At 55.3% G+C, this 13,547-nt stretch carries 5 protein-coding genes; all 5 read right to left on the bottom strand.

What is annotated here, in order from left to right; translation table 11 throughout:
* Positions 1-31: 31 nt before the first annotated feature.
* The gene (locus tag ACZ5K9_RS07755) at positions 32-2,125 is read right to left on the bottom strand and encodes a sacsin N-terminal ATP-binding-like domain-containing protein (RefSeq protein ID WP_464273942.1); all 2,094 of its coding nucleotides are present in this window, start codon (positions 2,123-2,125) and stop codon (positions 32-34) included.
* 43 nt (positions 2,126-2,168) lie between these two features.
* A protein-coding gene (locus ACZ5K9_RS07750) for an IS3 family transposase (protein WP_464271224.1) occupies positions 2,169-3,568 on the bottom strand; the annotation gives its coding sequence in 2 pieces (ribosomal slippage) (positions 2,169-3,217 and positions 3,217-3,568; 1,401 coding nt in all).
* Positions 3,569-3,821: 253 nt separating this feature from the next.
* Positions 3,822-7,436: a helicase-related protein gene (locus ACZ5K9_RS07745; RefSeq protein ID WP_464273844.1), complete on the bottom strand. Its 3,615-nt coding sequence runs from the start codon at positions 7,434-7,436 to the stop codon at positions 3,822-3,824.
* Positions 7,437-7,660: 224 nt separating this feature from the next.
* A complete protein-coding gene (locus tag ACZ5K9_RS07740) occupies positions 7,661-10,573 on the bottom strand; it encodes an ATP-binding protein (protein ID WP_464273843.1) in 2,913 nt (970 codons plus the stop codon).
* The gene (locus ACZ5K9_RS07735) at positions 10,570-13,542 is read right to left on the bottom strand and encodes a DUF1156 domain-containing protein (RefSeq protein ID WP_464273842.1); all 2,973 of its coding nucleotides are present in this window, start codon (positions 13,540-13,542) and stop codon (positions 10,570-10,572) included. The genes ACZ5K9_RS07740 and ACZ5K9_RS07735 overlap by 4 nt, the downstream gene beginning before the upstream one ends.
* Between the last annotated feature and the right edge of the window lie 5 nt (positions 13,543-13,547).

Genomic DNA, 13,547 nt, shown 5'->3' with positions numbered 1-13,547 from the left:
ATCCATGCTCGTCAGTCCACCCAATCACACTTCACTGATTCAGGTCAATCGTCCCTCGTATGCATTCAGCGTTCGGCAATACTATTTCATTCCATATAAAAAGGCTTTTCTCTGCTGTTGGAGATGAAAGGGCAATCGACAATCCATCAACTTTAATATCTGGATCAAAGCCAGATAATCCTCGTTCATGCCAACCATGCCAATCCCTTAGACGGATATAGCCATAATAATCCTGTTCTCGTTTATCAACGCGAACTTTATCCCGCACATCAAGAATGGCAAACATTCTCAAAGCTTCTTCCATATCATTATAGATCGGGCTAATAAAGCCAACATCAGAATTGCCTGAAAAATACATTTCCAAGGTGTCATTATGAAAATACAAAGCATCAGGTTTTCGGTAAATCTCATCGCCATTGACAAATGGTCGTGACAGGATGAAAGGAGTCTCTTGAAGAGCATCCCTCAGTCTCTTTTGTTTCTCTTGTGAATCAGTTTGAAAGGCTTCGACGATTGTCGCAATATCCTGCAAATGTTCATCTATTTGTGGAGGATTTGTCGAGGTGTATTTGGCGAGCACCTGCTCGATGACTTCTGCTACTATATCGAACTCTGGAATCTTTAGATAAGATACCAGAAATGAGCGCACTTCGTCATGGCATGCTATCTCCGCCTTGACAGTTGGCAATCGGGAGTCCACAGCCGCTTTCGGCGGAAGGTAGGCGTTTGGTTTGTCATCATCATCAAATGGTCTAACGTGAGAGCCATTTTGTAATCGTATGAAGGGCTTTTTCCTTAATGGTCCATCGGGATCCCAATAGTTACCTGATCCTTTTTGCCATAGTGCCTTTTGGTTTGGAAGCTGGGTATAGAATCGAATCATCCAATCATCAGATTGAGCGCCAAAAAAAGCATGGTCCACCTTGCGTGAAAAACTGTCCGGTGTAATCAATTCAATCTTTAGCTCTTCCCGCAAATATTTCCATAGCTCATGTCGTCCTCTTTCAGTTATGTCCGCATGAATCCATTTGACGCCTTTCTGAAAAAGAACATTGAGCTGATCTTGGCGAAGTAATTCTCTCAACCATTCGGCACTTGCGAGTTTTGCATTTTGGGCTGAGACGAAGCTGTCATCGTCTGTTGGCAGCAGCTCTTTACTTGCAAGAGACTCCCGAACCGAGTTCGCAATCGGCAGAAACATACTGCCCGGACGAAAGTCCTCCATCCTTATTGGCAATGCTTCAAGGAGCGAGACATTTAATAGACCCAGGTCCTTGAGCTGCGGCAACACGTCAGCCATAAGATATGCAGTTTCGCGCACCAATGTCGCGTTCCAGTTGTCGTCTCTCGGAATATTGTCCCTCGCCGGCGTGGTCTTGTATGGTCCTTGGATCAAGAATCCAAATCGGGTTTCCTTCTCAGTTGGGAAGAAGACCACAAGTGGTGAATCCTTTATTTTCACCACTTCTTCCCGTTGTTCTTTCTCGTTCCTTTGCAGGCGAAAGCCGATCTCGACCGAAACTTGACGCGGGCCATCATCGCTAGGATTGGGCACATCAACAGGTCGTTCAAATATCAACCAACTTTCGCTTTCATCTTCGCCGTTGTTTTGTCCAATCACCGTCACCTCGCGTGCACCGCCCCGCGTGGTTTCGTCCCGCAGATAAACACCTCCCATCCCATCCGGCAATCTGTATTCGATCTCTTTGATTTTACGAAGAAAAAGCAGTGTCCTGGCGCTGAGCGTCCGAAGTCTCGTACTGATCTCCGTGTAGGCGACAACCGGTTCCAAATCCTCCTTGTTAAAAGGAAAGATGAAAAGGGTGGTCCATGAATCGCCAATGTCTTGCTTCTGCACGGCATATGGTCGAACATAATATTCAATTTTGAAGCTTTCATCTCCTGAGTGTATTTCAGGTGTTGTCGTGTAGGCGTAAACAGACTTGAAGCCGATCCCGAACTTACCGATCTGGGTCAGATCGTCAGCCTTGGTTCCTTCACCAACCCCACAGATGCCGCGTACATCTTTCTCATTAAATAAACGGCCGTCATGGCGAACCTCAAGTTTGTCTGTGAAAAGCTGAAAGAGCACCTTGGAGGCACCAGCATCCTCTGCGTTCTGCAGAAGCGGAATGTGTCAATGAAAATGAGACACCTCCGGTAAAATGTTAGACTCTTACAGCGTCGCTTGAAGGCTTGTTGATCCAGGCGGCAGTCGGCAATGCTGGAGGCCTGGGTATCTTGCCTTTGAAACGGCTAGGATTGGCCTCGAATGCTTGCTTGAGAACCTGTTGACGATGCTCCACGATCTGAGGCGCCAACCCGTAATGGAACTGCTCCGGTGTGACCAGCCCGAGACCCGAGTGGCGATGTTCTCGATTGTACCAATTGAAAAAATTCCGGCAAAAGGAGCGGGCATCCTCGGTGGAACCGAAACGTCCTGGAAATTGCGGACAGTACTTGAGGGTCTTGAACTGGGCTTCCGAATAGGGATTGTCATTGCTCACATGAGGCCGGCTATGGGTTTTGGTGACCCCCAAGTCCGATAGCAATTGGCCAACACACTTCGAGGTCATGGAGGATCCCCGATCCGCATGAACTGTAAGTTGGCCGTGAACAATACCCTGCTTTTTGCAGGTCTCCTCAATGAGCCTCTTTGCCAGGGCCGCACTTTCCCGGTGGGCAACCATCCATCCCACCACGTAGCGGCTAAAGATGTCCATGATCACGTAAAGGTAAAAATAGGTCCACTTGACGGGGCCCAATAACTTTGTAATGTCCCACGACCAAACCTCGTTGGCGCGGGTGGCGAGCAACTCGGGCTTTTCGTAAGCGGGGCGCTGCACCTGCCGGCGACGCTCCTTGACGCTTCCATGTTCGTCTTTCAGAATGCGATACATCGTGCGCACCGAGCAATGATACGTCCCCTCATCAAGCAGGCACGCAAAGATCTGGCGAGGGGCAGCATCCTGAAATCTCTCGCAGTGGAGTAGGTCTATCACCGTTTGCCTCTCCTGATCCGAAAGAGCCAACGGCGGAGCCGGACGATTTACCTGGGCTCTGGTGGGTTTCAGTCTACGATAGAAGGTTGCTCGGGCAATGCCCAAAGCATCACAGGCCTGGACGGTTCCCACCTCGGTTCGCAATTGGACCGCCGCTTTCATAAGTTGCTCTCGTCGCTTTCGTGATTGGGTTGGGGAATCCCCATGAGGTCTGAGATTTTTTTTTGAACCTCAATGATCGTCTGCGCCTTTTTGATCTGGTCTCTGAGGCGCTGATTTTCCCGCTCCAATTGGGCTACACGTTTTGCAAGATGGTGGTCCGGGTTCGCTTTTCGCCCCCGTTTTCGGGGAGACAATGCTTTGAGCTGCCCCTCATCTCGTTGTCTGCGCCACGTGGTCAAATTCGATGAATAAAGGCCTTCCCGGCGGAGAAGGGCGCCGATCTGCCCAGGCAATGTGCAGGCATCGGCTTCCTCGAGGATGCGCAACTTATAAGCAGCCGTGAATTTGCGGCGACGTTTTTTTTCCATGACCTCCGGATCCGGTGCGTTGAGATTGGTCGCCATGAGGGCAACTCCAGACGCCCTACTGGCCCCTTCCGTTACCCCCATTCCTACCCCCGTTTGCCGATTCTGAACTGATGTCATCTGATCCTGTCTCCTACCCGCCCAACTCAAATTTAACAAGGGGTAGGTGACTCACCTTCATTGGCACAGAGGGAGCTCGAAAATAAAATGCGTCCTATCCGTATATAGTCTTCCCAAAAAGGATAGATGACGTGTTCCCTGGCCATATTCGCGGATGTTGTCGTCACGTATTTTATCGTAGTCCGTTGGCACTGGGCGTATCTCCGATGTTCTCAATCACCCCGTATGCAACCGGCTCCGCGATTATTTCCGCCCTTTCCATGGCAATGTCCAAATCCTGAATGCGCCTCGCATAGTCCGCCTCAGCCGCCGAGATTTGAGACTGGCGCATTCTCTTAATCTTTTCGTTGCTGGCCTGCTTGAGCTGTTCCTCAAGAAGCGCTATCCGCGCCCGATGACTCTTTGTCAGGCTCTCCCGGCGAAATTCCGCTAATTCCCGCGTTCTTTGCCGATGCTTCGCCCGAGCATCGGACCACAGCTCATAATGTTGGGCATCGAGTCTGTCCCAAGTAATTGGGTCGATTACCTTGGCATCCTCAATATCAAGATCTGTTGCCTTTTCCAGCAAACGAGCAAGGTGAGAGGTGACCATTGGGGAGGAAGCGACCGGACGCAACAACAGATCTTCCCTGATCCCATGAAACCGCCATTGATAAATAGCAAACTCGTATCGACCCGGAGGAACGTCGCTGGAGTGAGCCTTAAGCATGGCGACCGCTCGTTTTTTCATATCGAACGACATCGCGGCTTGTCGAACCAAGGGATGTAACGGCATAATGAAAGCCGCCTCGGGATGCTCCGCCGCACATTCCGATTCAAAGGTTATCTTAAGCTGAGGATTATCTCCTTTAAGCCAGTTCTCCCACTCTCGGTAGGTAATAGTGTTTTGTTTGGGAAGCTGCTGATAATCGCGCAGCAGGATGCCTCGGGCTTCTTGGGAAAGACGCAGGGTTTTAAGGGGTTTTTCTCCGAGGATAAATTCCTGATCTTTTTCACAGGCCTTTTTTAAATACAGATGGACAATCCTTTGTACTGAGGTCGGTGATAACCAGTAACTCGAGGCATCCTCGATTTCTTTCCTCATCCGGTCTTCGGGCAAGTGGATGCCGAAAAGTTCCATTTGTCGTTGCTCGAGTTCCTCCTCCTCACGTATCAATCGAATCTTGTTGTCCGCCAACTGCTGAAGCTTCGCCCTCCGTTCCTCGTCACTTAAAGTCAAGTTGTCGGCAATATCTCGAATCTCCTTCGTGATTTCACCGAGAATCTCCTCGCTCCCGCCCAAAGCGCTGTTAAACACTCCTATGCGCAGAAGGCAACGTTCGTAGATATCAGCATCGACGGTGCCCGGCGTAATCAGGTTGATGATGGCGACGCTTTCGCTTTTCTGTCCGTGCCGGTCGATGCGGCCGATGCGTTGCTCCACGCGCATCGGATTCCAGGGCAAATCGTAGTTCACGATGCAATCGCAGAACTGGAAGTCGAGACCCTCGCAGCCAATTTCCGAGAGCAGCAGGACATCCAAGCTATCCGCATCGCTTCGATGCTTCGCGAAGCGACCTCGGAGATCGACGCGTTCTTCGTCCGGTGTCCCGCCGTGTACCATCCCGACGCGAAAACCATCCTTTTTGAGATGTTGATAGAGGTAATTGAGCGTGTGCCTGAAGCTGCTAAACAGCATCACCTTATTATTGGGCAGCTTCTGCTTGCTCTGGATGACGGCGCGTAGGGCCTCCAGTTTCGGATCGTAGGGGTCGAGCAATCGTGCACTCTCAAGAAGGGATTGGATTTGCGATTGTATGGTCTCGACCGTCTCGACTTGCAGAACCGCCTCAGTGTTATCGCCTTCCTCCCAGACCAGCTCATCAATATGACGTTTCAGAATATCTTCAAGAAAAGGAACCAGTCCGAAAAGGCAGCTCGCGGCTTGCCGCCTGATCGTGGTCATCATGAATTTGACATTGATATCTCCGCGAAGCCGGTCGAATATCTCGGCCTGAACCCTGAGGAGTTCGTCATGCAGAGCCTGCTGGGCGGGTGTGAAGGAAACGACCACGGTCTCAGGCTTCCGTATCGTGAAATCACCGATGTCCCTGCGGCGGGTCCTATTGATAATCCCTGCGAAAGTGTGCAGGGCTTCCATGTCCGTGATGATCTGAACACGTTCCTCATTTGTGACGTCGCCTTCGGACAGCCTGGAACGTATGCGGATAAAATTCGGATTGTGGCGTAGGATCGCCTGGCCCCACGCGGTGGCCGCAGCTTGGTCAAGGGCCTCACTTGTCCGGCGTTGCCATTCCGGCCCTTGAGCCCGGGCAAGCGATATCGCTTGGTTAATGTAAGGGTTGGGTTCCGCCATGTGCTCAAAACTCTCCCGATCGATAATCAAATCGGGACGAAGCGTATTGAGGAGGACGAAAAGGTCGTTACTTCCGAGCTGAATCGGTGTCGCAGTCAAGAAGATGACGGCCTCAGCGTGGTCACAGAAAAAGCGCACAGCTTTGTGGCTGAATGTATCTTGATTGCGTATGTGGTGCGCCTCGTCGACAATGACAAGGTCGAACCGAGGCGGTGGGTCGAGGTCAAGCAGCCCTTTCCTGCGTTTTCGCTTGCCGTCAGGTCGCGAACCATAAAGCAAAGCTTCATCGAACAAGGAATAGGGAACAATCACTTTTTGGTATTGCTCGGGCCAGACGCCCTCAAGGTCCATTTCGTTTATACAGTAACGCAGGGTGTCGCCATCGAGATGTGTGAAGCGTTCCTCGAAACGCTTCATTTCGTTCATCCATTTACGTTCGGTCACCAACGGGCGAGGGCACACGATAAGAACTGACCGCACATCACGTCTTGCCTGCAATTCGCGGAGAATAAGCCCTGCCTCGATGGTCTTGCCGACGCCAACGCCGTCGGCGATCAGTAATCGAGGCCGATCCGACCTGATGAACCGCAGCACGGGCCGAAATTGATACGGAATGAAATCCACACGGGCGGCGTTGAGCGAATAAAGTGTAGATAGGCCCGGATATTTGATTTGCAGCGCAGTGAGGTAGGCGTGGAACTGATCACAGGGTAAAAACGCGGTTTCGTCATCGGAAGTATCTTCGGGCTTTAACTGAGACGCATAGTAAGTCTGGGTTTGACCATTCACGAAGACCTTGAAGCGATTTTCCGGTTTGCCCGACAGGACGGCAATCACAGCACCGCGAATGTTTGGGTCAGACCGAAGACATACAATCTGCCCCGGTTCAAATTCGGCATCATTGCCTTTGGGCTTCAGAGAGAATTCAAGGGCAGCGGCATCGGCTTTCTCAGGCGATTCCATCTGTGTCGTGAGAAGCGCCATCTTTAAGGATCGCACCTCTTCTATTAGTGTTTCATTCGCCTTGATGACCCCAGCAAAACGCTGGAGAGTGTCTAAGTCGCGGTATATACGATCAACTGGAAAACCTTCAGTGGTCGCGTGTGCCCACCGGTTCCGGATAGTCTGCATTTCCTTGACGAAATGACGTGCCTCCGATGTCAGGCCGAGCTTGTTGGAAATCTGATACCAATTCTGATCGAGCACTCGAAGCAGCGCGGCGAGGTCCAAAGCACCGAGGGAGGCTATGCCCGGTTGTTCCATCCGCCGCCGCTGTTGGAACGACAAACTGTCCACGACGGCCTGATTCCACCAGTCTTTGAAAAGGTTCGGCAACTCCCGCTCAAGGAACAGGGCCAGGGACTTAGCCACCTCACTCAAAAGTCTCGAAAAAGCGGCTTGGGTATTTTGGTCATCAAGAAAGCCTGCCATATGCCATTCCTATCCCGAGATCCCATGGAGAATGGTGCTTCCGCTGTTCCCAATTCGCGACTTACACTATCGAGTTGTTTCCCGGCTTTTCCATTCCGAAAGTGCTGACGCTTGTGCAACAAGCCCTCGATTCGGAATTTGACCGGGTCAGAGTTGCCCAGCATGAGGCATCGCGCGCTGTTGAATCATCTTGCTGCTTCCTCGTGGATCACAATCTTCCTGCTTCATTCCTCTGCAGTATATCGGATATCTGCCTCGTCGAGTGGTTCAGACACGGCGTTGCGGAACCACGATGGATCGAACCCGGCAGAGGATATGCCCTCGATGCGGATTCGCACTTTGGCTCCGTCACACTGGTCGGCCAGGTTCGCGATGGCCGGGAAGGCCTTGAAGATCTGTTCTCTCGTCGCTTCAAAGGCAAAAGCAACCCGGTTCTTTCGACCGGCGGTATCCGTCCCGATAGTTACTGATCCGGTATCGATTCCCCTGCCCATTCCTCTCGGGGCCTCATGGACACTTGGTGGCAAGACAGAACCAGTTTCGACTCGTGCTGCTCCAGCGGGTTGGGCCACCGGCGCTTGCGGGATCGCTGCCGGCATCATGAGAAAGCCGGTTTCGAAGTCGATCTCGTCATCATCAATGGGGCGGCCGAAAAAGACTTTATCTAAATTTATCTGGTACTTTCCATCTGGACCAAGAACAGGGCTGCCCCCATTCACATAGGCGAAGACGCCTTCCGATACGCCGCGAGCAATACCTTTACGCAGGACGGATGCGGATTCCAACCGGGGAGGGAAGATATCACGGAAGAACGATTCAAGCACATCGGACGCCTTGATGCCCATGAGCGGTGGCTCCCCCTCGATTAAAGATTCTCCGAGCCGCACCCGCTCGGCAATCTTCCGTGGCGTCACCGATCCGTGAATGCGCGGCGTCCCCACGCTGGTGAGAAGTTCCATGATCCGCTCGTGGATGCCGGTCGCCTGAAGTGGTCGGCCGCCCCGTTCCACCTTTTCGATTTCCACTTGACCGTCCTGAACCCGAGGCAACCAGACGGCCGTGTAAAGCTCCCGGAAGCATGACTCGGCCGCAGCTTGCTCTGTGCGTTTCCTCTCCCGTAGTTGATCAAGCTGGTCCTTGGTGAGCCGAAGTTGCTGCTTCTTGGCTTCCACGCGGTCGATGGCCAAGAGATACCGTACAGCACGCCGCAAAGCCTCGATTTGTCTTTTTTCCGGTATCGCAAGACCCAGGGCGTTGCGGTAGCGTCGGGGACGATTCCCGTATTGGGTCAGGTACTCCTTGGCCTGGTGTTCTTGCTCCGATTTGTCCTCGGCAGCGAACTCGAGGGGAAGGTAGGCAACAAGGAATCGTGGGTCCTCATCGGGAATGTCCTGGCTCTTCGCCGGCCAGACGATGGCCGTATGATGACCGGCCAGGCGAGCATCCAGCATCTCCTTGATCTGGCTTCGGACCGGGCCGTGTCCGCGCACCTGGGAATCCTCGCGGGCAATGCTCTGCTCCGCATCCTCGATCAGCTTGGTGACATTCGGGTCCTTCTTGAAGCAATACCGGACGCCATCGTAATGCAGGTAGAGGCATGTATTGCGGAGTTCGGACAGGACGGCAGTGGCCGTGATGTTGTCCAAGTCGGGACCGACACAGGCCGCAAGTAGTTCGTTCTCCGTAACGCCGGGCGGCAATGTTTCGTCGTTGCCCGAGCCCTCACGCCTCAATCCGCCAAATGAATACAAAAGGATGGCCGTGGCAATGCGCGTGGCAGGTTTCACATGGGCAAGCGCCGGCGTCTCGCGCGCCATCCGCTCGTCGATTCGTTTTGCCCGGGCATTCGGACCGTCGATGTCCGCCGTTATCACCGGGTCATAGTCGTTCTGCACCCCGAGCTCTTTGAGCATTTTGACCCGGACGTCCACGTCCTTGAGTGGTATATCTCCGGGCCCGACAAGTGCCTTCGCCCCGCCGTTCTTCTTGAGGGAATACAGGCAGGAAGCCAGGAATCGCAATGCACCGCGTGTTCTCTGGAAGGCATCCACGGCGGTCCAGCGTTCCCTCATGATGTCGATGAGCGCGGGATGAAACGGATACGCCGCCCGCATCCGATCACGCAAAAGGCAGCCTTCCTCCTCGGCTTGCTGGCGCTCGGAGGGGGTTTCGGCATAGGCGCGCCGCGTGCCGGTTACCACGTCCTGATAGGCTGTGGCAACTTCCGTGGCTATGGAAACATCAGGAACCTCTCCCAACAGACGCCGCTGCAGGATCGGAAGGATCTCATCGCCGGAGACGGGCTCCCTGAGTTGATCCACCCGAGAGGCGAGCTTGTCGATCTCGGCAAGCAGTCCCACGTTTCCTAAGGCTTCCCTGGCGCTCCAGGTGAGCGAATAGACGAGCGCGGCCTTCTCGCTGCTGGCCACCTCGACGGTCAGGTTCTGGAAAAAATCCTTGGTCTGGCGCTGGAGGGTGGAATCGAGAACGCTGACCGCCGCGGAGCGCTCCATATATTTGAGCACTTCGTCGAGGAGGATGAGGACCGGCCTGCCGTCAGACCCCTTGGTGAGCAGATCACGGATGATATCCCCGCCTGGAGCCACGCGATCCTTGTCGTGATCGGCCACCAGGGGAAAGGCCTTTTCGGGGTCGATCTGCCAGGCAATCCAGCCCCACATGGTCTGGATCGTCCGGCCGTCATCGAGCGTCTTGCCGTTGCGGGCATCGAATTTCTCGCCGTCGAAAACGGCTACGGCCACTTTGCCGGGTCGGGCGAATTCCTTCGCCTCCGGGATGCCGTCCAGGGCTTCTCGGTTCCGTGCGGCATGGAACAGCGCCGCAAGGGTATGCGATTTACCCCCGCCGAAGGGGGTGCGGAGCTTGAGCACTCGGTTGTATCCGCTCTTTCCGGCCAGGCAAGCCAGCACTTCCTCGAGGAGCTTTCGCAGATCGGCAGTGAGATATGTCGCCCGAAAGAAGGCCTCCGGGTCTCGGTTGACCACGGGAACGTTTGGATCACCCGCGGCGATGGCTCCGAGATCAATAGCGAATACCGCCTCGGTCAGTGCCCCCGCTTCCACATCAGGATGGAGCTTGACCAGGTCGGTCCAGGGACGAAACTGGTGGGTGCTCATTGTTTGCCTCCATCGAATTGCATACGTATCTGACCGGTCTTTACATCGACGTCTGACAGTCTCGTATCAATCAATGCCCGCCAGTTCGCGAGGAGTTTCTTGAGCGCGGCACCTTCCGCTGGTGTTGTAAGCATCGCAGGCGACTGGCTGGAAGCCTGTCCTCCCTCCAACGCCGTTCCGGCCAGGGTCTGGGCGACCAGTCGCAACCGTTCGCGGTCCGGCCGCGCCTCATCGAGGAAAGCATTGAGCTTGCGGGGCTCGTTTTCCAGCAGCCAGAGGATGCGGTGCAGGATGTCGATCAGCGGGGAGGGTTTGCCGTCATCTTTTGGCATCCCCAGCTTTTCGTCATCACCCCGTTCGGTGAAATCTCGAAGCCGGTAATTCCCCTTCTTTTTTTCGACCAGCGCGCGGCTTCCGGACGAGAGTCCGTTCTGGCCATCCAGCTCTACATTCTGGCCGTAGGTGAAAACGATGGCCTCGCCCGCGTCCATCTCGGCCGCCTTGTAGGTGTAGCGCCAGAGCACGTAGAACCGGCTCGGGCCGTCCACCGCGGCGACACCGCTCCCGGCCACACCGAAAATCTTTTCCAGAAGCGTCTCCAGCACGACCCCTTCCACCTCGGCCAGGAACTTCTCGGCCGGGACCTCCTCGCCGTTGGCGTATTCCACACGGGCGAATTTGGTAAAGGCGCGCAGACCCGCGCCCACGGCGGCGATGACCAGGTCCGCGCCGGTGATGCCCATCTTCCAGAGCGAATCCACGCGCTCGCGGACGATCGTATCGAGGTCGGGGCGGACATCGTCTTCGTAAGAGCCGGTCAACATACCTTCCCGCTTCCGCGCCACCAGAAAGATGCTGGAGGCGAGGGCAGCAGACTCCTGTGCGCGGAGTCTACCGGGCTTCTCCGTATCAAGCGGCCAGGCTTCCGTGACGATAAATCCGGCACGACGAAGCGCGTCCACCAGGGTAGCCCAACCGAGGGTCGTCTTGTGGGCATAGACCACGGTCATCTGGCCGCCGGGTTTGAGCACGCGGTTGGCCTCGGCAAAGGCCTGTGCCATCATACGTTCATAGGCGGCGCGGGCCTTCTCCTTGCTGCCGCCGTGACGCATCGCATCGGCTACGGCCTCTTGTTTTTTTGGTGTGCCTTCCGTGGCGAAATGTTCAGGATAGAGATGGCCGATGGTGCGTTTAAGCCAGACGTAAAAGAAGTCAGAGATGTCGGCGTAGGGAACGTTGTCGTAGTACGGCGGGTCGGTGATGACGGCATCGAAGGAGGCATCGGGCCAGGGAAGCGCGGTTGCCGACCCGCGGGTGACGGTGGCACGAGTTGAAATATCCGAATCAGGCGATTTTAATGCCGAAACAATATCATCGGCTCCCCAACCACCGCTACCAATATTAAAAGGATTTGCCTCGGCAAAGTCCCAAACCATGGGAAGTGCTTGGCGACCGAATGTGTGGGCTATTCGACTGCTTCCAAAATAGTTATGAACGCACAGAGAGGAGTTAAAATCAACCATTCGACTCAGCATAGCACCCAAATACGTCGCCACAGCTTTGGCACGTTCACGCTCCACGCCCTCACGCTCCAATTCTCCCACAGCTTCCCGCACCGCCGCGGCAAAGGTGAGTAAACAGAGCATCTGGCGGGGGGTGAAGAGATCGCCCCAAGTCTTCACACCATAGGGCTGCACGCGGAAGCCCAGCGTCCCCTGCTTCGGCATCGGCTCGCTCGGCACGGTCAGGCCGGTGCGTCGGCACAGGGTCTCGATGCGGGCGCGGATCGCGTTATCATCCGGCCAAAACTGGGGGTAGTCGTCGGCCGAGAGGTAGATTTTCCCCTGACGTCCCGGCCGGGTGCAGACAATGGCCATCATCTGGTGGGAAGACAGGCGCCCTGCCTTGCCCTCGCTTTTCACGTAGTCGCTGTCCGCCACGGTGCCGCAGAAGGGGCAGGTGGCGTTGCCGCCTTTGGAGAAGGCCGCCGGATCGAAGCCAAGTCCCTTTTCGGTAGGGCTTTCGACCACCGCGAAGCGCACCCGCTTTTCCTCCTTGGGCGCAATCATCTCGAGCGCCACGTAGCGGTCTTTTTTCTTGCACATCCAGGTCTGGCGCACGAGCGGCACGCTCGCCCCGCAGGATGGATTCTTGCAGCGGACGGTCCGTGTCCAGAGGTAAGCAACCGGCATGAGGTATCCGGGAGGGATGCTTTCCTTGTCTGAAGACTGCCACATCTCGGCCTGGACGGCCGGTCTGTTCCCCTTGTAGTCGGGATCGGGTATCAGTGGATAAAGGTCGCCGATCTCGGCCTTGACCTTCTTGAGCACCCATTCGCCCCAGTAGCGGACCTCATCGGCCAGGCCGCCCCAGGTGGTTTCGCCCTTCGCGTTCTCGGGGCCGGTCATACCGCGGACATTCGGGTCGGGCTTGCCGTATTTCTGCGGATAGACCAGGGTGCAGAGCTCGATAATGTGCGCCACCGGGTTGAGGTCGAGGGCGTAGGCTTCACAACCGAGGCGCAGGGCTTCCAGAGGGATGGCTCCGCCACCGGCGAACATGTCAAGCACCTTGGGACGCGGGGCGCGGCCTTCTTCGATATCCTCGACAGACACCTTCTTGCCGGTCTCAATGGTCAGCCGCTCGGCATGGGCTTCGAAGATGTGCCCCTGGGCTTCCTTGATGACGGTAGGGTTGCCCGGATATTTGCAGAGCCGCTCGATGAACTTGGCCGCATTGGCCCTGCCCAGGCTCTGCTTTTTATTGTCCGGCCCGTTCTCCGGGACGAACCGCGACGCCGGGACAAGCGCCCCGTACACCGCTGCCCGGCAGGCCACAAGGGGACGCCGGGCCCACCAGAGGTGAAGGGTCGAAATGTGCCCCTTGCGCACGGATTTCTCCCGCGACGCCTCGGCACTGATGGCCTGGATCGGCAGGAAGTCTTCGATGAGTCTGCGGTCGTCAGACATGTAGG

The sequence above is a fragment of the Desulfosoma profundi genome, assembly GCF_055387865.1.
The sequence above is the reverse complement of the archived record's forward strand: the minus strand, read 5'-3'. Positions and strand labels throughout refer to the sequence as shown.